This window comes from Flavobacterium cheniae (assembly GCF_004363695.1).
GTDB classification, from domain to species: Bacteria; Bacteroidota; Bacteroidia; order Flavobacteriales; family Flavobacteriaceae; genus Flavobacterium; species Flavobacterium cheniae.
The window spans coordinates 1-24,779 of record NZ_SNZC01000007.1; the positions used below are offsets into that span (position 1 = coordinate 1).

Below are 24,779 nucleotides of genomic sequence, written 5' to 3' on the forward strand. Positions count from 1 at the left end.
CAGATGGTACTGCAGTTATGTGGGAGAGTATGTCGCCGCCTTTCTTTTGAAAAGCCCTATCAGTAATGATAGGGCTTTTTTGTTACCAATATAGCATCCCGATGGGACTTATAAACAAGAAATCCTAACTTGTAACAGTTAGGATTTCTTGTTTTATATTCATTGTAGATGGATTACTAAATCAAATAACAATGCCTTTTAATTTTTTGTAAAATAGTTAACTAATCCTATTTTAATTTAGGATTTATAAATGGTTGAAGTACTTTTTTTCTCAATTTGTGGGTACAGATTGCAAATCTCCGCTAACGACCGTTAAACATATCCGAGCGGTCGGGGTATTCTACTTGTATTAGAGGTGTTTAATTCCAAAAACCAGCATTATACCTATTACAATAGCACCTATCCCTCCGATATAACCTCCTAAAGTTCTTGTTATAAGTTGTGAATCTGGTTTCTTATATGTGTCAATTATAGTATAAATACCTATTATTAAAAAAAATATACCAATTATTATATTTTTATAATCCATTAATCCTAAAATTTTATTCAATTATTACTTCTTTAGTTTTATCAAGCAAAGCATCTGTTGCTGCTTTTCCGATATCACGGATTTACAATCCGTGACCACAATGAACTACAAAACAAATTTAGAATAATTTTCCGATAAATTTCAACTGAAAACCAATTCTGCGTTAGGTATAGGAGTATTTGTTTGAGCTCTTACTTAAAATGCCTAAGGATTTTAAGTAAAGCGAGTGCGGATAGCCCGACCCTTGAGGAACGCCCATAAAAAAATCCGACTCTAGTGAAGTCGGATTCCGTATTTTATCTTAAATAGTTTTATTTCAACGTACTCGGACAAACAAAAACTGTTAAAGGAATATCAGTAGTTCTTATACCTGACATACCTTTTTCTACGTTAATCATGTTGTGGTAGCCTCTTGCTTTTAAAATTGACGACATGATTACCGAACGGTAACCACCTGCACAATGAATGAAGAATTTTTCGTCTTTTGGCACTTCGGCTAATTGTTCGTTAACGTAATCTAATGGAATATTTTTAGCATTTACCACATGTTCAGCAGTAAATTCTCCTGGTTTTCTTGAGTCGATAACTGGAGCGGTTTCGTATTGTGCTGCGAAAACTTCTGGTGAAATCGATTCAATACTATCTGTTTCGTAACCTGCGGCTTTCCATGCTTCGATTCCGCCTAATAAGAATCCTAAGGTGTTATCAAACCCTACACGAGATAATCTAGTGATGGTTTCTACTTCTTTTCCTTCTGGTGTAATTAATAAAATAGGTTGTTTAGTGTCTCTGATTAATGCTCCAACCCAAGGTGCAAATTGTCCGTGTAATCCAATGAAAATGGAACCTGGTACATGTTCTTTTACGAAATCATTCTCGTTTCGAACATCTAAAACTAAAGCATCTGTTTGATTGGCAACCGCTTCAAATTCTTTTGGATGTAAAGGTGTTTCTGCTTTTGACATCACCGCATCTAAACTTTCATATCCTTGAATATTCATTAATACATTCTGAGGGAAGTAGGCTGGAGGTGGTGTTAATCCGTCTAATAATTCTTTGATGAATTCTTCTTTCGTCATATCGGCTCTTAAAGCGTAGTTGACTTTCTTTTGATTGCCTAAAGTATCGGTGGTTTCTTTACTCATGTTTTTCCCACAAGCACTTCCAGCACCGTGATTTGGATATACAATTAAATCATCACTTAACGGCATGATTTTATTGCGTAAAGAATCATATAAATGGCTTGCTAATAATTCTTGTGTTAAATCTTCTACTAATTCCTGAGCTAAATCAGGACGACCCACATCACCAATAAACAAAGTATCTCCGGTGATAATTCCGTGCTGTTTTCCAGTTTCGTCAGTAACTAAATAACATGTACTTTCTAAGGTATGTCCAGGTGTGTGAATCGCTTTAATAGTTACTCCACCTACTTTGAACTCTTGCCCGTCTGTAGCTACAATGCTATCAAAATTTGGTTTTGCTGTTGGACCATAAACAATTGAAGCTCCAGTTTTCTTAGCCAAATCTAAATGTCCCGAAACGAAATCCGCATGAAAATGCGTTTCAAAAATGTATTTGATTTTAGCATTATCTTTTTGCGCTCTATCCATATAAGGTTGTACTTCTCTTAATGGGTCAACAATGGCCGCTTCTCCATTACTTTCAATGTAATACGCTGCGTGTGCAATGCATCCTGTATATATTTGTTCGATTTTCATACTCTATATTTTTTACAAATTTACGTTCTAAATTTTATTTCTTCTGTACCAAAAGTTACATTTACATTTCTTTTAACAAGATAATGGCAGCCATTACTAATACAAAGTAAGCAAAAATCTTCTTTAATTGGCTTTCATTAGTATATTTTGTGAGATACATTCCGATAAATATTCCAACCACCGAAATAGCAGAAAACGTTAACAAAAATACCCAATCGATTTCCAAATTCTGTACATCCCCGATAAATCCTACCAATGAGTTCATTGCGATGATGAATAGGGAAGTCCCAACGGCTTTTCGCATTGGTAATTTGGCAAACAAAATTAACGATGGGATTATTAAAAATCCGCCACCAGCTCCTACTAATCCTATTATAATTCCAATAGTGAAGGTTTGAATTCCTATTAGAATTAGATTTCTTTTTTCTTCGTTATTGTTATCTTGACTTTTCTTTTTTAGTACCGAAAGTGCTCCAAAAACCATAATTACTGCAAAAAACAGCATTAAAAACGTGTTTTTTGTGATGAGAATTGGTGATTCAATAATGATTTCAGGAATTCTCGGAACTACAAATTTTCGGGTTAAGTAAACGGCTATGAAAGACGGAATCGCAAAAATGAATCCGTTTTTGATGTCTACCAAGTTTTTTCGGTAGTTTTGAATCGCGCCAAAAGTAGAAGTAGTTCCTACGATAAAAAGCGAATAAGCTGTCGCAGTAACAGGACTTATACTCATTAAATACACCAATATTGGGACGGTTAAAATAGATCCACCACCGCCTGTTAGTCCTAAAACTAATCCAATAAATAATGCGCCAACATAGCCTAAAATCTCCATTAGAATTGAAGGATTTCGATTTTATTTCGGTGTAATTTGATTTTCCCTTTCAGTTCTAGAGCTTTCAATAATCTAGAAATTACAACTCTTGACGTATGCATTTCATATGCGATTTCTTGATGCGTATTTTTAATTTCAGTATCTCCAATTACTTTTGCCTTATCGGTTAAATATTTGTACAAGCGTTCGTCTAAATTCATGAAAGCCAAGGTGTCAATAGCTTCTAACATCTCATTTAAACGCACATTGTAGCTGTCAAAAACAAAGTTTCTCCACGTTTTGTATTTAGTCAACCATTCTTCCATTTTTTCTACCGGAATCATTAACATAGCTCCATCGGTTTCGGCAATAGCACGAATGCGGCTTTTCGATTGTCCCATACAACAGGTTAATGTCATGGCACAAGTATCGCCACGTTCTAAGAAATATAACAATAATTCATCTCCATTTTCATCTTCTCTCAATATTTTGATCGCTCCCGTTAATAGAAGTGGCATCGTTTTAATGTAATCCCCAATTTCAATTAGGTAATCATCTGCTTTAAATTCTTTGTAAACCGCTACTTTTGCGATTTCGTCCAATAAAGCTTCTTCAAAAATATAGCTGTACGCTTGATCTAAAATATCTCTCATTTGTAATCCTTTTTGTAAAGATACTCTAATATCGTTTAATTTTTTTGTAACTTATGTTACAAAATAAATAGTATGAACTTATTTAATATGCTTTTAGTCGATTATTTTGAAAAATAAAACAGAAAAAAGAAATATTTATAAAAAAATATAGTAAATTTAGTTGGTTTGTTATAAATACTTTTAATAATGAGAGCGCCTTTGATTCCAAATAATGAAGTCGAACGATTAAATGAACTATATTCATTTAAGGTACTTGATTCTTTTGAGGAGAAAGATTATGACTATATCACTCACCTAGCTTCTCAAATATGTAATACAAAATATTCGTTGATTACTCTTATTGATAAAGACCGTCAATGGTTTAAATCTAAATGTGGTATTGGTATAAATGAGACACATAGAGATGTTAGTTTTTGCGGTCATGTAATTGTTGAAAACAAAGACGTATACATTGTTGAAGACGCTAGAAAAAGTCTAACTTTTTTTGATAATCCATTTGTAGTTGAAAATCCAAATGTTGTTTTTTATGCAGGTGTTCCATTGCGTTCAGAGAATGGTTTTGCTTTAGGTACTTTATGTGTTTTTCATGATGATTTAATAGAATTATCAGAGGAACAATTGTATTCTCTAAAAGGACTTGCTAATCAAGTAATGAACTTACTAAATTTAAGAAAAACCAATTTAATTTTAAGTGAGCAATCAAAATTATTAGAAGCGAAAAATAGTAATTTGGAAGATTTTTTTAAATTTTTTAAAGATTTAATTGTTGTAACAGATTTAAAATTAAACCTAATTAATTCAAATGAATCATGGTCCAAAAATTTTGGTAAAAATGAATTAACTAATGATGAACAAAATTTTTTAGATTTTGTGTTTTGCGAAGATAAAAAAGTTGTTGATTTACAGGTTGATAAGGCTTTGAAAATGAGTATTTCTGATAATTTTGTTTGTAAAATGAAAGATAATGATTTTGTTTTCAAGGAGATTATTTGGAGAATATATTTCTTAGAAGATAATTACTATTTTTATGGAAGGGATGTCACTCATCAAAAAAATACAGAGTCAAATTTACTAAAACTTCTTAATTTATCTAAATCGCAAAATGAGCGTTTACAAAATTTCGCTCATATTGTTTCACATAATTTGAGATCGCATTCAACTAATATTAGCTCATTAGTTCATTTAATAGGAGAAAAATATCCCGTTAAAGAAAATGATTTTTTTAAAATGTTATTGTTAGCTTCTGAAAATATGATTGAGACCACAAATAACTTATCGGATGTTGCTCTGTTGTATAGTTCAAATAAGGATGAAATAAATAAATTCAAATTAAAAAAGTTTATAAAAAAGTCTATTGATACATTTCAGCTTGAGTTAAATCGTAACAATATTTCAGTTGATATTAATGTTCATGAATCCATTGAAATTTATGGGTTTGCGGAATATTTAGATTCGGTATTTCAAAATCTAATTTCAAATGCAATTAAATATTCTAGAGAATCAAATTACAAGTTTTTAAGGATAGTGAGTCATGACGAAGAAAACTATATAAAACTAAGTTTTGAAGATAATGGACTTGGTATAGATCTATCTCGTTATAAAGACAAGATTTTTGGAATGTATAAGACTTTTCATTATACTGAAAATTCAAGAGGTTTAGGATTATTTATTACAAAAAATCAAATGGAAGCGATGGGAGGATGGATTGAAGTGGAAAGTGAAGTAAATATTGGATCTAAGTTTAATTTATATTTTAAAAAGAATAATGATTAAAAAAATCGCTATTATTGATGATGATCCTATTTTAATTTTTACATTAAAATATCAAATTAATAAGATTAATTCAGAATTTGAAATATCTCAGTTTTCAAACGGAAAGGAGGCATTTGATTTTTTTTCTGATGATACTAATTCCGCACATTTTCCTGACATCATTTTTTTAGATATAAATATGCCAATTTGGGATGCTTGGGATTTTTTAAATGAATGGGAAAAATATAAATTTGCAACATGTCCTTTGATTTATATTCTTTCAAGTAGCATAAATCCAAAAGATATACAAAACGCAAAAAAATATTGTTTTGTAAAATCCTTTTTGATAAAACCTATAGATTTTGAAAACCTAAAATTAATTTTAACGTATTGAATTTTTTTAAATGTATAACAAAAACAATTTTCATAAGTATACATTTTGTGAATTTATTGAAATAGAACCAAATAAGATTTCTAAAATCAAAACAAGTTACAAAAGCAAATCGGGTAGCGAATATTGTTTTACTGAGGAAGGTGTTTATCGTATTTCCAATCACTGGGGAAGAGCTGCGAATTGTAGGTGGAGATTAATTTCAGAAATTATAAATCCAAATCAGAAAGAACGAATTGGTTATGCAAAATGGACTGATTTTTATCCGAATAACGAAACCGAAAACTTTTTTTATGTAGAAGTAAATTTCGATACCAAGGAAGTAACCTTTCAACACAAAAACAATCCAAACTTCGATGAAAAAGCCGTTTTGCGAAATGCTTCCGAAACTGCAAAAGTCATCAGGCAAATTAAAGGAATTTTAGAATCGGATACTTGGGCGAAATATTTGGATTATAATGATTTGGAGGAACTTAGAAGAGATATAATTCAGAAGTTAATTACCACAAACATCCCATTACAAACGATAAAAAAAGAGTTATATTAAAATCATGGAAGACCAATTTACCACAATAAAAAAAGATATTCAATTGATTATTGATAACATGGCTATCAAGAATTTTTCTGAAGCCAGCATCAAATTAATTGAGGTAAGTGATGATTTAGACGACATGATGGACGAAACTGATGATGTATTTGTATTGAGAGAAATTAGTAAATATCAAGTATTATTGAATCATTTACAGATTAAAATGAGTACGAAAGAATAATTAAAATAAGGTTAATTGTTCTTTTTCAGGTTTCATTTCGCTCAAAAAAGGTATTGTTTCTAAAACGTCATATTGTTTTCTTTCAGGATTAAAAACACGAATCGTTATACCTTCGCAAGTAAAATTTAAGTGAATTTTTTGAAACAAATTGTAGGCTTCTTTAAGCTGTTCTTTACTAAGTTGTCTTCCAATAGAAATATGCGGTTCTGAACTTTTATGACTAACAGGAAATTGAATTTGTTTTGGAATTTCTTTCATTATTTCAGCCATTTTGATTTTGCTTTCGATATCTGGAGCAATAAAAAACGCACCATTCGTAAAATTTTCAAATGAGTTAAAAGTAACATCAAAACGATTTTGATAACGACAGTACGCTGTGATTCGGGATTTTATATTTTCATAAGTAGCTAGTTCGTAATCAAACTCACAAATAGTTATATGCGCCAAGGAATTCTTACTCGGAAACCAACCAATTTTACTGCTCAATTGTTCTTTGAGCTCTTTAACCGCTTTAATGACAGTTTCAGATGGATGAAAAACTACTGAATATTTTGCCATACATTAATTACCTTTTATTCGTGTAAAAATCTTTTGTAGCAATGCTTTTCCGTCTCGTTTGGCTTTTGGAACTTCTTCTGCCCAATATATTCCATCTGACATTGGAATCATTTGGTAACTAAAAGCAAACTGGGGATTTTCAGGAGAATCATTCAATAAACCAAAACGCAAATCATTAAAATACAGGCGATGGTTTTGTTCAGTTACTAAAAACCAACCTTCGCTAATTTTTTTAAGTTGCTGAAAATCATACGAATTTACCAATTTTTTTTCCAATTCTCTATTTTTAGAATAGAAAACAAACTGAATCGGTTGGGAGTCAAATAGAGAATAATCAGCAAGATAATATCCTTTTGAAGTGGATACATTAGCGTTCCAAAGAATACAGTTGAAAGCAGTTGGTTTTACAATTAATTCTTGATGAGCTATATTTTGATATTGTAATGCTTTTTCGAATTGATGAACAGCAAAAAGTTTCAAAATACAAGTTATAAGCAAATATGAAGAACTTATAATTAATCCGCGAATTACATATTTTCTACGAATTAGAGAGTCTTTGTTTTTCCAAACAAAAATCAAGCTAATCAATAGCGGAAACGTGTACAAAGGATCAATTACAAATATGGTTTTCAAGGCAAATCGGTAATCTAAAGGCCAAAGAATTTGTGTGCCCCAAGAGGTAAATACATCCAATAAAACATGGGTAACTAAGCACGAAAGCGATAATAATGACGCGCTTTTAAAACTGATTTTATTCTTTTCAATTTTAGAAATCAAAAAGCCCAAAGCTGGCGACAAAAAAACAAAAAAGAGAAAGGAATGGCTCAAACCTCTGTGAATCGCAACGCCTTCAACATCACTTAAAAATTTTCCCACTACAATATCTAAATCGGGAATCGTGCCTAACATAGCGCCATACAAAAAAGTTTTGTTTTGCAGTTTTTTACCGGCTACCAATTCGGCTGTGGCAATTCCAAGGACGATTTGTGTTAGTGAATCCATATTTGAAAATACTTTATTCTTTCAATTGTTACTTCAAAAGTAAACATTCTTTGAACGAAAGTTTCATATTATTTCTGTTTTAGAATTTATAGATAGATCAATATTTAGGATTGTTAATAAGAAGAGTAAAAATGATGGGTATTACTTGAATAATTTCTAAGTTAACTTTCTAAATTTGGAAAATAAATATTGCAATAAGTATAATATGATTAGGAAAAATATAGTTTTAAAAAATACAGAGGTAATATTAGATGATAGTAAAGTAGTATTTCATCAAGAAACAAGTTTTTTAATTAAACCCTATTTCAGAGAAGACTTATTCATAAATTATGATATTGATTTAAGTGAAGTTCCAATCTCAATTTTAAATATTCCTTTTGTTGCTAATATATATCCTATGTGTTGGTTTTTAGGAGCGACACTAAAGGTTAAAACTTTAGACAAGAATTTTTTTGAAAGTATAGAAATAGTAAAGCAAGAGTTTGCTAAATTCTATCCCGAAATTTTGTTTAGAAATTCTAAATTAATTGTAGAACAATTAGATGAAATACAATATACTCCTAAAAATAAAGCCATGCTTTTCAGCGGAGGAGTAGATGCTTTGTATACTTATTCCAGATTAGACAATAAAGATGTTCAGTTAATTACAATGCATGGTGCCGACATCGACATTCAGAATGTAGCACAATGGGAAAAAATTAAAAACATTACCAAATCTTTAGAATTAACTAAAAATAATCCTAACTATTTTATAAAAAGCAATGTTAGAAGATTTTACAGGTCAAAGGTTGAAAAACTAATATACAATAACAATCAAGATTGGTGGACATTGATACAACACGGATTGTCTTTAACATCACTAATTGCTCCAGTTGCATATAAAAACGGAATTGGAGAAGTATTTATTGGTTCTACATTAGATGCCAAAAATGAACTATTTCCTTGGGGTTCAAGTTACATTGATAATTACATCACTTGGGCTTCAACTCAAGTAATTCATCATGGACAAGAATCAAATCGTTTCAATAAGATGAAGATATTGTGTGATTATTTTGATGAAATTAATCTTCCAACTCCTTTTAGAGTCTGTTACCACAACCAAAATACTAAGTTGAACTGCTCAATGTGTGCAAAATGTTACAGAGCAATTGTTACTTTGATTGTTTTAGGAAAAGATCCTAGAGAATATGGTTTTGAAATTGAAACAATGCACGGCTCAGTTGAAAAGTTTTATGATAATCTTTTAATATTCATTAAAGGAAATGTATTCAATCAGGCTGTATATTTCTATTGGTTAGAGATTGTAGAGAAAATGAACGAAAAAAACAATATCGCTTTTATTTTTTCCGATGAAGTTTTAGAGATAAAAAAATATCATAAATTAAAAGAATTATTGAACAAATTGAAAATAGATAAGTCAAATAAGAAAAAAGATTTTAAAGAAAAAATAGGTGTCTTGAGAACAAAATACTACAATACACTAAATAAGTACCTGAAATAATATTATTTATTGGATATAATTAAAAGTATAATTTTCAACTCTCAGACTTTACTTTTTTAATTCAAAAAGCAAAAGTCCCCAATTTACTTCAATACCTTTATCAGTGGTTTTCGTCCCTAAAATCTGTTCTATGCCATGTAATATTGTTGGATCATCCGCTTTATCTAGTCCAAAGAACAGTTTGAAAAACGTAATCATATCCGACACAGCACTAAACAGGAAAGGATATTCTTGGTATTTGCAATTCTTGATACAGGATTGGATATCTTCAAAAGCTTCAAATGAAGTTTCTTGAAAAAAATCACCTTTATGACCTAAAGAATTGTAAGTATTTACAAATTTGTTCAAAAACACATCTACACTTGTTCCTTTTTTTACATCAGCAAAAATGAAAGATCCACCTGTTTTGGTAACACGAAGGCACTCTCTAATAAATTGAGGAACATTTTTTAAGTGATGCATGCCACTTAATGAAAAAACAGCATCAAAAGTGTTTGATTCAAAGGGTAACTTTTCAGGAGTTACTAGTTGGATTTCATCAAGGGCAAAACCTTCTGAGAAATCACCTAAAGTAACTTTTGTATTCTTTGGAGTATAATTTCGTAAGTACCCACCACCTGAAGGAACATCTAATAAATGAATTTCATTTTCAAAATTTATTCCTGAAAATAAGTTGTCAAATTCATGCTTTCTAGCTTCAGGAAACTGTTGCATGGCAAAATGGTAGTCGGCAGCTCTTTTTTGAAAAATAATTTGGTAATCGTTCATCTTAAGTGGTTATTACAAAAGAAGGTTTGGTTTATAAATAGATGAAAGGGCTATATTGCAAAAGTATAAAAAAAATCTGATAGGATAAGAGGTTCGTTTGAAAGATCAGGTACTATCAAAGGAAAATAAGAGTAGTGGTTTTACTTCCCGATACAGAAATTAGCAAAAATATTCCCAAGCAATTCATCATTCGTAACTTCACCAGTAATCTCACCGAAGAAATATAATGCACTTCGAATATCAATCGCCATCAAATCAGAAGAAATTCCTGAATCTAATCCCCATTTTACTTTCTGAATTTCTTCTAAAGCTTTTAGTAATGAATCGTAATGACGTGTGTTGGTTACAATCGTTTCGTTGTTTCTTAATGCACCAGTGTTTACAAAGGACATTAATTCATTTTTTAACTCTTCAATACCTACTTTTTGTTTTGCAGAAATAAAAATTGAATTCTCAATTTGTGATTCTAGATTTTGAAGTAAACTCTCTTCAAGTTTGTCTTTTTTATTAAATATTGTAAGTAAAGCTTTTTGTGGGTATTTGTTTTTAATTTTTTCTACTTCCACTTTTAATCGTTCTAAGCTTTCCATTGTTAATTCGGTACTGTCAACAAGGAACATTACAACTTGAGCTTGTTCAATTTTTTCAAACGTCTTCTGAATTCCAATACTTTCTACATGGTCTTGTGTTTCGCGAATTCCTGCCGTATCAATAAATCGGAAACCAATTCCATTGATAACCAACTCATCTTCAATCGTATCACGCGTAGTTCCAGCAATATCAGAAACAATGGCGCGTTCCTCATTCAATAAAGCATTCAATAAAGTCGATTTTCCAACGTTTGGTTCTCCCACAATCGCAACTGGAATACCGTTTTTAATTACATTTCCAACAGCAAACGAATCAATCAAACGTTTTAAAACAAACTCAATGCGCTCTAATAAATCATGAAATTGTGTTCTATCGGCAAATTCAACATCTTCTTCTGCAAAGTCTAATTCCAATTCGATTAAGGAAGCGAAATTCAATAATTCTTCACGCAGTTTGGCAATTTCGTTACTGAAACCACCGCGCATTTGTTGCATCGCAATTTGATGAGACGCTTCATTATCCGAAGCAATCAAATCAGCAACCGCTTCTGCTTGTGATAAGTCTAATTTCCCGTTTAAAAAAGCACGTAAGGTAAATTCACCTGCCTGAGCCATTTTAGCGCCTCTACGAAGCAATAATTGAATAATTTGTTGTTGAATAAAAGTAGAACCATGACACGAAATTTCAATTACATTTTCACCTGTGTACGAATTCGGACCTTTGAAAATAGAAAGTAACACTTGGTCATACACTTTGCCGTTATCGACAATATGTCCTAAATGAATCGTATGCGTTTTCTGTTTCGTAATATCTTTCCCAGAAACCGATTGAAATACGTCAGCAGCTATTGTAAGAGCAGCCGCACCTGATAATCTTATTATGGCAATTGCACCTGCACCTGAGGGAGTAGCTAATGCAACTATGGTTTCTTGTGGAATCATGTTCTAAATTTAATCCTGCAAAGATAATTTAAAGTCAGAAGTTAGAAGTTAGAAGTTGGAAGTTTTTTTAGTAGCACAAAGTCTCACAAAGTTTAGCGCTAAGTTACACCGAGTTTTCTTTTGCGTTCTTTGCGAAAAAACTTTGCCTCTTTGCGTTTAAATTTAATCCTTGAGTTTAAATAAAAATTAAAAAACCACTAAAGCCGAAGCTAAGTGGTTTTTAAAGTTAGTTAGGGTTGGTTATAAGATTTTCAGATTTAATACTGTAAAATCAAATATTGTAAATTAGTTGCTCAACATTACTGGCATTACTAGCATAGTAACTGTTTCACCTTCGTCTAAGCCGTCAACTGGAGTTAAAATTCCAGCGCGGTTTGGCATCGACATTTCTAATTGGATTTCATCACTTGATAAATTATTCAACATTTCTGTTAAGAAACGTGAGTTGAAACCGATTTGCATATCGTCTCCTTGGTAATCACAAGTTAAACGCTCGTCTGCTTTGTTTGAATAATCGATATCTTCTGCCGAAATATTCAATTCAGTTCCAGCAATTTTTAAACGAATTTGGTGCGTTGTTTTGTTAGCAAAGATAGCCACACGACGAACCGAGTTTAAAAATTGAACTCTGTTGATTAATAATTTGTTTGGATTTTCTTTTGGGATAACTGCTTCGTAGTTTGGATATTTTCCATCGATTAAACGACAAGTTAATACATAATTCTCAAAAGAGAATGTAGCATTTGAATCGTTATATTCGATTGAAACTTCTGAATCAGATGCTCCTAAAATTCCTTTTAAAATGTTTAAAGGTTTTTTTGGCATAATAAAATCAGCTACTTGAGATGCTTTCACATCGGTACGAGCGTATTTTACTAATTTGTGAGCGTCTGTTGCTACGAAAATTAATCCTTCTGGTGAAAATTGGAAGAAAACACCACTCATTACAGGGCGTAAATCATCGTTTCCAGCAGCGAAAATCGTTTTGCTTACTGCAGTTGCTAATACTTCCGCAGGAACTAATGTTTTTGAAGGATCATCTAAAACTACGGCTTTAGGGAATTCTTCTCCTGGTGCGTAAGCAATCGCATATTTACCAGAGTTTGAACTAATTTCTACAGTTGAATTGTCTTCAACAGTAAACGTTAACGGTTGCTCTGGGAATGTTTTTAAGATATCTAATAAAAGTTTCGCTGGAATAGCAACACTTCCTTGACTTGTAGAATCAATTTCTAACGTTGCCGTCATCGTTGTTTCTAAATCAGAAGCTGAAACTTTTAATTGGTTGCTGTCTAATTCAAAAAGGAAATTATCAAGAATAGGTAAGGTGTTACTACTGTTGATAACACTTCCTAAAACTTGTAATTGTTTTAATAAATACGAACTCGATACTATAAACTTCATCATCTTGTATTTTAAAATCGTGATTTGATTTTATATTTCACAAATATATTCTAATTATACTCAAACGCAAAAACAAATTATCAACAACTAGCGGCTGTATTTTCTTTTGCGTAAGAAAGTAAATAAAAACCCAAAGATAGCCAAAATAACTATTGGTAATCCGACAGTTATCATTTGAGCCATAGTATAATTTTTATACACTTCTTCCTTATTTAAAAGTGGTAAATCAACATCTTTACTTCGGATGTTAATAAGTCCGTTGTCGTCTAAAAGGTAATTTACGCAGTTCATTAAGAACTCTTTGTTACCATATAATTGATTCGTCCACTTATCAAAGCCTAATTCTAGTGGTACTCCTTTATCCAATTGATTTTTAATGATATCTCCATCCGAAATAACAATCATTTTATTGTCTTTTCCTGTAGCTTGGAACGAATTATCTTTAAATGGTAATATACGATTTTGGTAAGCTGATTTGAATTTTCCTTCCATTAAAACCGCTACTGGAAGCAATCCTTTACCTTCATATTCTTCAGGAGTGGTTTCTTCTGTAACCATGTCTAAAGAGATTGGACTTGGAGTTCCAACAGTTTTCGAATATTCAGACGAACTCAATAAAACGGTTTTCTTAATATCGTTTTTCAGGATTTCGATTGGAGAAGCAAATTCAAACTTAATCCCTTCCATGTTTTTCACAATCGGATTGGTTGAAGTTGGGTAGATAAACGGTGCAAATTTCCAAGTGTATTCTTGCATTTGCGTTTCACTTCCTTGATTTCCTGATGCTAATTTGATAGGCGTTGCATATTCATCTTTCACCAATAACGGATTGATTCTAATTCCGTATTTGAAGAACATATCTGTCAAATTCAATTCGCGTTGCGATGCTAAAATAGTACCGGTTTCGTTATACAAGCTGTCCATGTCTGCTGAAACTACATCTACTAACCACAAGGTTTTTCCACCATTCATGATGAATTGGTCTAATACTTGTTTTTCTTCTTCGGTGAACGCTTCCGTTGGTTTAGCAATTACGGCTAAATCGTATTTTTTAAGCGCTTCTAAAGTCTGAGTAGGTTGTTTTGCTACTGAATCTAATGTAAAAGGTCCGATGTAATAACTCTCTTTAATCGTTCTTAAGAAATCGGCCATGAAAGGTTCTAACACTTCTCCGTTACCTTTGATTACGGCGATTTTCTTTTGCTTTTCTTTTGAAATTTTATTGATAGCTTCGGCAAAACCAAATTCTAGGTGTTGCACTGAACTAATTACTTTTTCTTCAGTTGTAGCACCCATTAAGTTTTTCAATAAAGCCACTTTCGTGAATTTATCACCATATGTTGCTTGCGCCCAAGGAAAAACTACTTCTTGCGATTGCTTTCCTTTGTCTTCCACTGTGATGCTTAGTGGTTGCATGCCTTTCGCGTAGAATTCTTTCATTTTTTCTACTCGTGTTTCCTCTTTTTCAATCGGATTTTTGAAGTTGAAAATGATGTTTGAATTATAAGCCGTGAATTCCTCTAAAAGTTGTTTGGTTTCGTTTTGTAAACGCTTGAATTCTGGTGGAAAGTTGCCTTCCAAATACACTTCAATGTATAATGGACTTTCAACCTCTTTTATAATGTTTAAGGTCGTTTCCGATAAGGTATAACGTTTGTCTTGTGTTAAGTCGAAACGTTTGAAAAAGAAGTTGCTAATTAAATTGATAACGATGATTGCTAAAAATACAATTCCTAGTTGCTTTAAAGCTTTTGATTTGTTTTCTTTCATTACCATTTCAAAGATTTAAGTTGATAAACCGTTGCCGATAAAAATAAAAACGTCACACTCACAAAGTACACAATATCACGCGTGTCTAACACACCGCGACTCATACTTTTAAAGTGATAATCCATTCCTAAAGCAGCAAACATCGAACTATAATTTCCAAGGAAAGAAGCAATGCCGTCAAATCCGAAATAGAAAAAGAAACAACAAAAAACAGCAATTATAAATGCCACAATTTGGTTATCTGATAAAGTAGAAGCAAAAATTCCAATCGCCGTGTAAGCAGCAATTAAGAATAACAATCCGAAATACGAACCTAGCGTACTTCCCATATCAATATTGCCTTGCGGATTTCCAAAATGTGAAATCGTCAATACATAAATAATCGTTGGAACAATCGCTAAAATGATTAAAACCAAAGCGCCCAAGAATTTTCCATTTACGATGTCCCAATTAGAAAGTGGTTTGGTAAACAATAATTCAATCGTACCTTGTTTTTTCTCATCTGAAAAACTGCGCATGGTTACGGCAGGAATTAAGAAAATTAAAATCCATGGTGCCAATTTGAAAAACGGACTCATATCGGCAAAACCCGAGTTTAATATGTTGAATTCGCCTTCAAAAACCCAAAGAAATAATCCGTTGAGTAAAAGAAAAATCCCGATGACTAAATATCCAATCGGCGAACCAAAAAAGGATTTTATTTCTCGTAATAATAATGCTTTCATTTTTTATTGTTTAACTGTTGAAACGTTTATTTGTTTAACTGTTTTATTCTAAAGTAACCAATCTATCCACACTCCAAGCTTCTGGTTTGTCGCTGAATAGCGTTTTTGTGTATGTCCAAACACCATCAAACAAAGCTGATTTTCTATACTTCTCTAACGCTTCTTCGTTTTCCCAATAACTATAAGTAAAGAAAATTCGCTTGTCGTTTTTGTCTTGATACAATTCTAAGAAACGGTTTCCTTCGAAGTTTCGTATGTGGTGTTTCACTTCTTCAAAATTATTTAAAAAAGCTTCGATTTTATCTTCTTGAAAACGCATTTTTACAATTCTTATGAACATAGTTTTGTCTTATTTAAATTTTACCGAAATACTATCTCTAAAATGCAATCCTAATAACGTAGCGGCTGAACCCACTGTTTTAGGATTACTCTTGTAAATAGCAATTTCTAAATACCCATTTTCGTTGAACAAAGCCAAGAAGTCGCCTTCTAAATCTTTCAGTTGCTTCGTATCGGAAACTGGAAAATCGGAATAGCTTTTGTGCAAACGGGTTATCTTTTTATTTTTAATGATGATTTCAAATTTTCTACCTCTAACGGTATCGTTAAATTGTTTTTGAGAAATATTAGTAACGCAATTTCCAAACGAATCGATATACACGATTTGTCCTTTTATTTCAGCTAAATTATCAGAAATAGCAGAAGTCAACACACTCACCGGTTTTAATGTTTGAATTTCCTTTCCAATAACATTCAGCAAACCACCTCTTGAAATATGACAAGCCACAGCTACAAAAACATCCATGTCACTCACATCGGTATTCAATCGATCATGAATAGTAATAGCTACAATTTTCTGTGGGATTTTTTTCTGAATTAAGGTATTCAAGATACCATTATCAGCACAAATAAAGTAATGATCGTCCCATTGCATTGCAATATGTTGGGTATCGCCCACACGTTCGCTATCCACTCCAATAATATGAATAGTACCTTTTGGGAAATTAGAATAAGCGGCTTCAATACAGTAACTCGCTTCTAATGTGTTGAATAAGTCAATTTCGTGCGAAATATCAACAATAACTGCCTCTTTTTGTTCCGACAGAATTTTGCCTTTCAAAGCACCTACGAAGTAGTCTTTGTGTCCAAAATCGGTAATTAGCGTAATTATTGACATTTTTTTGTTTATAACTTATTTGAAATTCAACAGTAGTTTTTACTAAATTTGATTGCAAAGCTACTATAATTTTAGCGTTTCAAAAATAATTAAAAAAAGAAAGCCTTTGAACGAAAGAATCATTGAATTAGTCGACATTGCTCCAAAAGAATTTTGGGGTGCGCAAGATGCTCATCTTGAATCTATTAAGAAGTATTATCCAAAACTTAAAATCGTAGCACGAGGAACTACTCTTAAAGCGTATGGTGAGCCTGAAATCTTGGATGAGTTTGAAAATCGCTTCAGAAGATTAATGAATCACTTTACGCGTTACAATAGTATAGATGATAATGTTATTTTGAGGGTTTTAGAAACAAGTCATCAACATGACGCCGAACACATGCACGACAGAGACAAAATTTTAGTGCATGGAATAGGAGGTAAGCTAATTAAAGCGATGACGCCTAATCAACAAAAACTAGTCGATACCATTTACAAAAACGACATGGTGTTTGCTATTGGTCCAGCCGGAACAGGAAAAACCTATACGGGTGTGGCTATGGCGGTTAAAGCTTTGAAGGAAAAACAAGTCAAACGAATTATTTTAACGCGTCCTGCGGTAGAAGCAGGGGAGAATTTAGGGTTTCTTCCAGGTGATATGAAGGAAAAACTAGATCCGTACATGCAACCTTTATATGATGCATTGCGCGATATGTTACCACCACAAACCTTAGAAGATTATATTTTAAAAGGAATTATCCAAATTGCACCCTTGGCTTTCATGCGTGGACGAACGTTAGATAATGCCTTTGTAATTTTAGATGAAGCGCAAAATACCACGCATTCCCAAATGAAAATGTTCTTAACACGTATGGGAAAAAATGCCAAATTTATGATTACAGGCGACCCAGGTCAGGTAGATTTACCACGAAGAACCATTTCAGGATTGAAAGAAGCGATTCTAATTTTGAAAGATGTAGAAGGTGTCGGAATCATCTATTTAGATGATAAAGACATTGTTCGTCACAGATTAGTGAAGAAAATTATTGATGCGTATAAGAGTATTGAGAATAACGATTAAAATATTTAATTATATAATTGAAAAACAGCTTTTTAAAAGCTGTTTTTTGTTTTTGTGATAATTTCGTAAAAGAGAACTTAAAACAACTTTACAAATTAATATAATAATAATAAAAATGTTAAAAATTAAAAATATATTTAAAAATAAACAATAATGATTAAAAATTATATGATTTATCGATAAAAAATATAAATAAATGTTAAATTTGAATTATGAATCTTAAAAAACAAAAAATGAACTTAAATCCTCTACTTTATGAAAAAAAAATACTTAACCTCAATAGCGTTACTATGCTTTTGTACGATTAGCGCTCAAGTTGGAATTGGAACAACTTCGCCTGAAGGTGAATTAGATGTTGTTTCTAGCAATCATGGTGTTGTGTTACCTAGAGTAGCTTTAATCTCTAGAAATGTGTCACCACCTGTTTTAAATCCTCAAGGAGGGTTATTATCGATAGGAACCTTAGTTTACAATACAGCTACAAATGGGCCAAGTCCATATCAAGTAAGACCAGGATATTATTTTTGGGACGGATCTGAATGGGTGGCTCTAGATGGTCAAGGAGGTCGTGATTGGTCACTTTTAGGAAATTCTGGAACTAATCCTGCGATTAATTTCTTAGGAACTACTGACAATCAAAATTTAATTTTTAGAACAAATAATCTTCAACGAGCTGTTGTTCGCTCAGATGGAAACGTTGCCATAAATTCTCCAGGTAACGCCTCTACAAAACTTTATGTTAATACAACTGGTGTAGGAAATGATGCTGTTCGTGGTGCTAATAACGACAATGTAGGAAATGCGTTTTGGGGTACTAATACTAATAATGCTGGAACAGCTATTTTAGGCGGCTCAGGTCCAGGTGCAAGTATTTATCCAAGTACTGGAGCTGGAGTAGCAGGTTCTGGACCTTTTGTGGGCGTTTATGGTTCAAATGGTTTTGGAAGTCCTAGCAATGCAGCGCATTATACTAATTGTGCGGGCGGATTTGCATTGGATTCAGATAACAACGTTAATTCTTTAAATTCTAGTGCTTTTGCTAAAATTGCTGGAATAGATAATATTTCTCCCGATGGTGTTTTGGCTAATCGAAGAAGTTTGTATGGCGGTTACTTTAATGGTGGTGTTGGAGCAGGGCAGTCGTATGCTTATGTTGGTTTAAAATATAATGCAAACGCAGGCGGTGCTGCAGGAACTAATTTTAAAGTAATTGGTAATGGTACAAATTCTACATTAATAATGGATAAAGAGAATAAACCTCGCATTTTATTTTCACCTGAAGCTCCAGAAATTTTATTTGAAGATTATGGAACATCTGAATTAATAAATGGCGAAGTATATGTACCAATTGATGAAGTACTAAAAGAAGCTTTATTTATTGATGAAAAACATCCGTTGAAAGTTTTCATCCAATTAGAAGGCGATTGTAACGGTGTTTTTGTTACCCAAAAATCAAAAGATGGATTTAAAGTAAAAGAATTAGCTGGAGGAACAAGTAATACCAAATTCTCTTGGCATATTGTGGCTAACAGAGCAGATGATAAAGACGCACAAGGAAATATTACATCTGAACACGTGGGATTACGTTTACCTTATGGACCAATAGCTGCAAAAGAAACTCAATTAGCAACCAAAAGCAATGAAAAAAATGTAGTTGCATCAAAATAACAAATATGAAATCGCAATTAACTGCAGGTTTTCTTAAGAAAACACCAATAATTAAAAAGGCGATACCATATGTTACCGCTTAAAAATAAAATTTAAACATATGAAATCATTTTTAACGTAAAACCCATTGATTACAACTTTGAATCAATGGGTTTTATATTTTCTAATTTTCTTGTATATCTCTTCATAACAAATTACTTTTGCACCACACAAACAACAACACAACATAATGAATACAATTACGACTACCAATTTCAATTTTCCAGGTCAAAAATCGGTGTACCGTGGAAAAGTTAGAGAAGTTTACAATATCAACGATGACTTATTAGTGATGGTGGCTACCGACCGTCTTTCGGCATTTGATGTGGTTTTACCTAAGGGAATTCCTTACAAAGGACAAATCCTAAATCAAATCGCTACGAAGTTCATGGAATTAACTTCTGATATTGTACCGAATTGGTTAGTAGCAACTCCAGATCCAAACGTGGCTGTAGGACATTTATGTGAGCCTTTCAAGGTGGAAATGGTTATTCGTGGTTATTTATCAGGTCATGCAGCGCGTGAATATGCAGCAGGAAGAAGAATCCTTTGCGGTGTGGAAATGCCAGAAGGGTTAAAAGAAAACGATAAATTCCCAACACCAATCATCACGCCAACTACGAAAGCGGATAACGGTTCTCATGACGAAGACATTTCTCGCGAAGCTATTTTAGCCAACGGAATTGTAACCGAAGAAGATTACCTAATTTTAGAAAAATACACCAGAGCGTTATACCAAAGAGGAACTGAAATTGCAGCGTCTCGCGGTTTAATCTTAGTAGATACCAAATACGAATTTGGGAAAACAAAAGACGGACAAATCGTATTAATCGACGAAATCCACACACCTGATTCTTCTCGTTATTTCTACGCAGAAGGCTACCAAGAAAGACAAAATAACAACGAAGAACAAAAGCAATTGTCAAAAGAGTTCGTACGTCGTTGGTTAATTGAAAACGGTTTCCAAGGAAAAGAAGGACAACAAATTCCAAACATGACGGACGAATACATTGAAACAGTTTCAGAACGTTACATTGAGTTATTCGAAAACATCATTGGAGAAAAATTTGTAAAAGCGGATATTTCAAATATCAACGAGCGAATTGAGAAAAACGTTTTGAGTTATTTACAGAATAGATAATAAATCATTAAGTAAAAGTAAAAGTCGGTGTTTCATCGGCTTTTTTTTATGCCGTTTGTTAAACTTATGTTAGATTTTAAAAAAGCTGTAACGAATGAGGCTAGAGTTCGTCCTATTCATATCAATCATTAAAAATCAATCATCATGAAAAAAACGAACAGATTTTGGGTAATCTTACCCGCAGTAGCTATGTTGTTTACTAATGCGTTACAAGCAAGCGAAAGTACAACAACAAACACAACAACAGTTGCTGTTGTGAAATCAACACCATCACAGTTAAATTTAGCCATTAGTAAAGGTGATTTAGCCAAAGTGCAACAATTAATAGAAATTGGAGTAGACTTCAACAAAAAAGACGAACGCGGTAAAACACCTTTAATGTACGCCATCTTATTTAACCAACCGCAAATTGTGGCCTACTTAATTAAAAAAGGTGCCGATTATAGAGCCGAAGATTCAAACGGTTTAACCATCTTAGATTACGCCGAGAAATCAAAATCAGAAGAAATTATAAAACTGGTCAACGACGCTCGTAAAAGAAGATAAAAGAAAATCCCGCGAAAGCGGGATTTTTTATGTTATGTAATGAATTCACATTTATTTTAATTCATTATATTTTTCAAAAAACTCATTTAGCTTTACTTCGTTTATTTTAAAATCTTCTTTAAAAACATTGTTTTTACAAAGAGCAAATATTAAATCATTTCGACCAACAATTTTAGCGTTTGAGAATTTTTTTCCAAAGGTTACAAATGTAATAACACTTGAAAATTTATTATCTCCTTGCGCTGTAATATCTCCAGTAATCAATTCTTTTCCATCTAAATCTGAAATTGTAAAGTAATTAGATAATTTACTGTAATTAAATGCGGGTTTATTATTTAATATAATTTTATCAGTTTCAAATTTTACAGCTGTGATTATTTGTTCTTTATCCTTTTCTTGTGCACTTAAATTAATAAATGACAAGAATAATAATGTAATTAAAAGCGTTTTTTTCATGTTTCTATTTTAATGATGAGGTTTAACCGACAAACATTGTCTTATACTTTTACACAAAACTTCCCTATAGTTTTGCAGTCAATAAAAATAATAATTCTTTTACAAATTCCTACAATTAAACTTTTCAATTTTTAAATCAGAAGAAATTATAAAAGTGGTCAACGATGCTCGTAAAAGATGATAACAAAAAATCCCGCGAAAAGCGGGATTTTTTGTATTTATGAATAAAACTATTTCTTAAAATAACTAAACGTTTCGTTATTCTCAATTTTCAATAGCGTTTCGTAAATCAATTTAATAACATTTTCTACGTCATCGCGGTGTACCATTTCTACTGTCGTGTGCATATAACGCAACGGCAACGAAATCAAAGCCGAGGCAACTCCACCATTGCTATACGCAAAAGCATCAGTATCGGTTCCCGTAACGCGAGAAGTCGCATGGCGTTGGAAAGGTATTTTGTTTTCTACTGCTGTGTCCACAATCATTTCACGTAAAATGTTTTGTGTCGCAGGAGCATAAGCAATAACAGGTCCGCGTCCCATTTTTAAATCACCTTCAATTTTTTTATCAATCATTGGCGTAGTGGTGTCGTGGCAAACATCGGTTACTATGGCAACGTTTGGTTTAATGCGTTGGGTAATCATTTCGGCACCACGCAAACCAATTTCCTCCTGCACCGAGTTCACGATGTACAATCCAAAAGGTAATTTCTTTTTGTTCTCGTTTAATAAACGCGCAACTTCGGCAATCATAAAACCACCCATGCGGTTATCAATGGCTCTACATACAAATTTATCGTTGTTTAAAATCTCAAAATTATCAGGATACGTAATCACACAACCTACATGAACGCCTAAAGCTTCTACTTCGGCTTTCGTTGAGCAACCACAATCAATAAATATGTTTTCAATTTTTGCTGTTTCTTCTGCTTTTCCGCTTCTTCCACGTGTGTGAATCGCTGGCCAACCAAAAACACCACGAACAATACCTTTCTTCGTATGAATGTTCACACGCTTCGATGGCGCAATCTGATGATCCGAACCTCCATTTCTAATCACGTAGATTAATCCGTCATCGGTAATGTAATTCACATACCACGAAATTTCATCGGCATGACCTTCAATAATTACTTTATAAGGAGCGTCCGGATTAATAACTCCCACAGCACTTCCGTAGGTATCGGTAATAAAGGTATCAACATATGGTTTTAAATAGTCCATCCAAAGTTTTTGCCCTTCCGATTCGTATCCTGTTGGCGAAGCATTATTCAAATAATTTTCTAAAAAAGTCATCGACGACTTCTTTAATATCGATTTTGTACTCATAGTAACTATAATTTTTTGCTAAAATATAAATAAGTAATTAGAGTTTCATATAATTTCAATAAATTTGGTTTACTTTTTGCTATGAGTTAAAAAGTATAAAATCAATCATCATGTATAAGTTAATTTTAAGTAGTTTCTTGCTATTCATCACTACTTTTTCTTTTGCTCAAACCGAAACCGATACGTTAAAAATGACGCAACAGGATTCGTCTATTATATATTCTATCGAATTAAAGGAAATTATTTTTACTCCAGACAATGTCTATTCAATGGATGAAGATAAAAAAGCCAAGTTAATATTAAAGAGAAGAATCTTTAAAGTATATCCATTTGCAAAATTAACAGCGGATAAATTAACGCAGTTAAATGCTACCATGGCAAAACTAAAAACCAATCGCGAAAAAAAGAAATACTTTAAAATTGTAGAAAAGTATTTGGAGGAAGAATTCGAACCGCGTTTAAAAAAGTTATCTCGTAAAGACGGTCAAATTCTAGTCAAACTAATCTACCGCCAAACCGGAAGCACGACTTTCGATTTAATTAAGGAGTATAAAAGCAGTTGGAAAGCCTTTTGGGCAAACTCCACCGCGTATTTATTCGACATCAATTTAAAAACCCAATACAAACCCTACGACGTAAAAGAAGATTACCAAATAGAAGGAATTTTAAACGCCGCCTTCAATCAAAGCCAATTAACCAAACAAGAACCAGCAAAACCTATCGACTTCGATAAGTTAAACAACCACTGGATCAACAAAATCAAAACCAAACCCACAGCAGAAGCTAAGAAGTAATTTTTTTAGAAGCACACATTCCGCATTCCATAAAGACTCTCAGTCCCGCTGTCCGCTACAATCTTTTTCTTTTTTGTTGCCTGAGGTACTCGAAGGCAACAAAAAAGAAAAAGGATTTCCACTCCCATCGGGGCTAGCCAAGACGTATAGTATTCCAGATAACTATCCCACTGGCTCGCAAAGCTAGCAATTCTTCCTCGCCTCTGCGAGCTGTCATTCCGCAGAATAGAAACGTCAGTTCAGCGAAGCTAAATCTCCTGCGCAGCAGACTACTGCTTAACTCGGTTAAGCCCACAACCTGAAACTTGAAACTTTAAACTTGAAACCAATTCAACCACTTCTATGAACTTTTACCATACTATATATAAGTAGCAAACCACTTCTATGACTTATATGTTAAACAAACACTACTTTATATATGTAGAAAATTCTTCCCTTTGAAAAGGACTAGAGAGAAGTTACCTTTCTTTTATAAACTTTTCACACACTATATATATGTAGAAGAAAGAGAGATAAAGGGGGAGTTATCTTCCTTTTATGAACTTTTCACCATTATATATAAGTAATAAAACACTTATATGACTTATATGTTTAACAATCCCCTTCGCGACCATTGCGCCACCATTGTGTTCCTTGCGACAAACCTCTAAAAAAAACTTTTAATATTAAATCCTTGT

At 32.6% G+C, this 24,779-nt stretch carries 25 protein-coding genes; 10 read left to right on the top strand and 15 right to left on the bottom strand.

From position 1 onward, the window contains the following. Positions 1–349: 349 nt before the first annotated feature. The 4 genes from C8D80_RS12820 to C8D80_RS12475 form a co-directional block, all read right to left on the bottom strand. Positions 350–550, bottom strand: a complete 201-nt coding sequence (locus C8D80_RS12820) for a hypothetical protein (protein ID WP_211341873.1) — start codon at positions 548–550, stop codon at positions 350–352. A gap of 290 nt (positions 551–840) precedes the next feature. After that, entirely contained in the window at positions 841–2,250 is a 1,410-nt protein-coding gene (locus tag C8D80_RS12465) for an MBL fold metallo-hydrolase (protein WP_133610912.1), read from the bottom strand. A 61-nt stretch (positions 2,251–2,311) separates the two neighbouring features. Beyond that, entirely contained in the window at positions 2,312–3,088 is a 777-nt protein-coding gene (locus C8D80_RS12470) for a sulfite exporter TauE/SafE family protein (protein ID WP_133610914.1), read from the bottom strand. Further along, positions 3,088–3,720, bottom strand: coding sequence for a Crp/Fnr family transcriptional regulator (locus C8D80_RS12475; RefSeq protein ID WP_133610916.1), 633 nt, complete (start codon positions 3,718–3,720; stop codon positions 3,088–3,090). The genes C8D80_RS12470 and C8D80_RS12475 overlap by 1 nt, the downstream gene beginning before the upstream one ends. Positions 3,721–3,906: 186 nt before the next feature. Between C8D80_RS12475 and C8D80_RS12480 the strand changes: the two genes are divergently transcribed. Genes C8D80_RS12480 through C8D80_RS12495 form a run of 4 tightly spaced genes read left to right on the top strand, consistent with a single transcriptional unit; the run spans position 3,907 to position 6,633 of the window. Continuing rightward, positions 3,907–5,493 (top strand): GAF domain-containing sensor histidine kinase, encoded by a 1,587-nt coding sequence (locus tag C8D80_RS12480; RefSeq protein WP_133610918.1) that lies wholly within the window; start codon positions 3,907–3,909, stop codon positions 5,491–5,493. Then, positions 5,486–5,866 (top strand): response regulator, encoded by a 381-nt coding sequence (locus tag C8D80_RS12485; protein ID WP_133610920.1) that lies wholly within the window; start codon positions 5,486–5,488, stop codon positions 5,864–5,866. The genes C8D80_RS12480 and C8D80_RS12485 overlap by 8 nt, the downstream gene beginning before the upstream one ends. Before the next feature lie 10 nt (positions 5,867–5,876). Further along, positions 5,877–6,410: a hypothetical protein gene (locus C8D80_RS12490; protein WP_133610922.1), complete on the top strand. Its 534-nt coding sequence runs from the start codon at positions 5,877–5,879 to the stop codon at positions 6,408–6,410. Between the two features lie 4 nt (positions 6,411–6,414). Then, positions 6,415–6,633 (top strand): hypothetical protein, encoded by a 219-nt coding sequence (locus C8D80_RS12495; protein WP_242004848.1) that lies wholly within the window; start codon positions 6,415–6,417, stop codon positions 6,631–6,633. Here C8D80_RS12495 and C8D80_RS12500 read toward each other — a convergent pair whose 3' ends face one another. Both C8D80_RS12500 and C8D80_RS12505 read right to left on the bottom strand, forming a co-directional pair. After that, the gene (locus C8D80_RS12500; RefSeq protein WP_133610926.1) at positions 6,634–7,191 is read right to left on the bottom strand and encodes a 2'-5' RNA ligase family protein; all 558 of its coding nucleotides are present in this window, start codon (positions 7,189–7,191) and stop codon (positions 6,634–6,636) included. 3 nt (positions 7,192–7,194) lie between these two features. Next, positions 7,195–8,193: a metal-dependent hydrolase gene (locus tag C8D80_RS12505; protein ID WP_133610928.1), complete on the bottom strand. Its 999-nt coding sequence runs from the start codon at positions 8,191–8,193 to the stop codon at positions 7,195–7,197. A gap of 205 nt (positions 8,194–8,398) precedes the next feature. Between C8D80_RS12505 and C8D80_RS12510 the strand changes: the two genes are divergently transcribed. Continuing rightward, entirely contained in the window at positions 8,399–9,694 is a 1,296-nt protein-coding gene (locus C8D80_RS12510) for a hypothetical protein (protein ID WP_133610930.1), read from the top strand. A gap of 48 nt (positions 9,695–9,742) precedes the next feature. Here the strand turns inward: C8D80_RS12510 and C8D80_RS12515 are convergent, their stop codons facing one another. From C8D80_RS12515 to C8D80_RS12545, 7 genes are all read right to left on the bottom strand, one after another. Beyond that, complete coding sequence (locus C8D80_RS12515; protein ID WP_133610932.1) at positions 9,743–10,462, bottom strand: class I SAM-dependent methyltransferase; 720 nt, start codon at positions 10,460–10,462, stop codon at positions 9,743–9,745. Between the two features lie 140 nt (positions 10,463–10,602). Then, positions 10,603–11,994 carry a tRNA uridine-5-carboxymethylaminomethyl(34) synthesis GTPase MnmE gene (gene mnmE, locus C8D80_RS12520; protein ID WP_133610934.1) on the bottom strand — a complete coding sequence of 464 codons (1,392 nt, stop codon included), beginning with the start codon at positions 11,992–11,994 and terminating at the stop codon, positions 10,603–10,605. Positions 11,995–12,279: 285 nt separating this feature from the next. Continuing rightward, complete coding sequence (dnaN, locus tag C8D80_RS12525; protein ID WP_133610936.1) at positions 12,280–13,398, bottom strand: DNA polymerase III subunit beta; 1,119 nt, start codon at positions 13,396–13,398, stop codon at positions 12,280–12,282. 87 nt (positions 13,399–13,485) lie between these two features. After that, complete coding sequence (gene gldG, locus C8D80_RS12530; protein WP_162845081.1) at positions 13,486–15,168, bottom strand: gliding motility-associated ABC transporter substrate-binding protein GldG; 1,683 nt, start codon at positions 15,166–15,168, stop codon at positions 13,486–13,488. Further along, positions 15,168–15,893, bottom strand: a complete 726-nt coding sequence (gene gldF / locus C8D80_RS12535) for a gliding motility-associated ABC transporter permease subunit GldF (RefSeq protein WP_133610940.1) — start codon at positions 15,891–15,893, stop codon at positions 15,168–15,170. Before gldF ends, gldG begins: the two co-directional genes overlap by 1 nt. Before the next feature lie 43 nt (positions 15,894–15,936). Then, a complete protein-coding gene (locus C8D80_RS12540) occupies positions 15,937–16,233 on the bottom strand; it encodes a putative quinol monooxygenase (RefSeq protein ID WP_133610942.1) in 297 nt (98 codons plus the stop codon). 9 nt (positions 16,234–16,242) lie between these two features. Further along, positions 16,243–17,070, bottom strand: coding sequence for an SAM hydrolase/SAM-dependent halogenase family protein (locus tag C8D80_RS12545; RefSeq protein WP_133610944.1), 828 nt, complete (start codon positions 17,068–17,070; stop codon positions 16,243–16,245). A gap of 106 nt (positions 17,071–17,176) precedes the next feature. Here C8D80_RS12545 and C8D80_RS12550 point away from each other — a divergent pair, with 106 nt between their 5' ends. The 4 genes from C8D80_RS12550 (at position 17,177) to C8D80_RS12565 (ending at position 21,524) form a co-directional block, all read left to right on the top strand. Beyond that, entirely contained in the window at positions 17,177–18,130 is a 954-nt protein-coding gene (locus tag C8D80_RS12550; protein WP_133610946.1) for a PhoH family protein, read from the top strand. 255 nt (positions 18,131–18,385) lie between these two features. Further along, entirely contained in the window at positions 18,386–19,798 is a 1,413-nt protein-coding gene (locus C8D80_RS12555) for a hypothetical protein (protein WP_133610948.1), read from the top strand. Between the two features lie 229 nt (positions 19,799–20,027). Then, positions 20,028–20,978, top strand: a complete 951-nt coding sequence (locus tag C8D80_RS12560; RefSeq protein WP_133610950.1) for a phosphoribosylaminoimidazolesuccinocarboxamide synthase — start codon at positions 20,028–20,030, stop codon at positions 20,976–20,978. A gap of 144 nt (positions 20,979–21,122) precedes the next feature. Further along, complete coding sequence (locus tag C8D80_RS12565) at positions 21,123–21,524, top strand: ankyrin repeat domain-containing protein (protein ID WP_133610952.1); 402 nt, start codon at positions 21,123–21,125, stop codon at positions 21,522–21,524. A gap of 51 nt (positions 21,525–21,575) precedes the next feature. Here C8D80_RS12565 and C8D80_RS12570 read toward each other — a convergent pair whose 3' ends face one another. Next, complete coding sequence (locus C8D80_RS12570; protein WP_133610955.1) at positions 21,576–21,980, bottom strand: hypothetical protein; 405 nt, start codon at positions 21,978–21,980, stop codon at positions 21,576–21,578. A 230-nt stretch (positions 21,981–22,210) separates the two neighbouring features. Further along, entirely contained in the window at positions 22,211–23,308 is a 1,098-nt protein-coding gene (locus tag C8D80_RS12575) for a M42 family metallopeptidase (protein WP_133610957.1), read from the bottom strand. Between the two features lie 110 nt (positions 23,309–23,418). Here C8D80_RS12575 and C8D80_RS12580 point away from each other — a divergent pair, with 110 nt between their 5' ends. Beyond that, complete coding sequence (locus C8D80_RS12580; protein ID WP_133610959.1) at positions 23,419–24,102, top strand: DUF4294 domain-containing protein; 684 nt, start codon at positions 23,419–23,421, stop codon at positions 24,100–24,102. Positions 24,103–24,779: the final 677 nt, after the last annotated feature.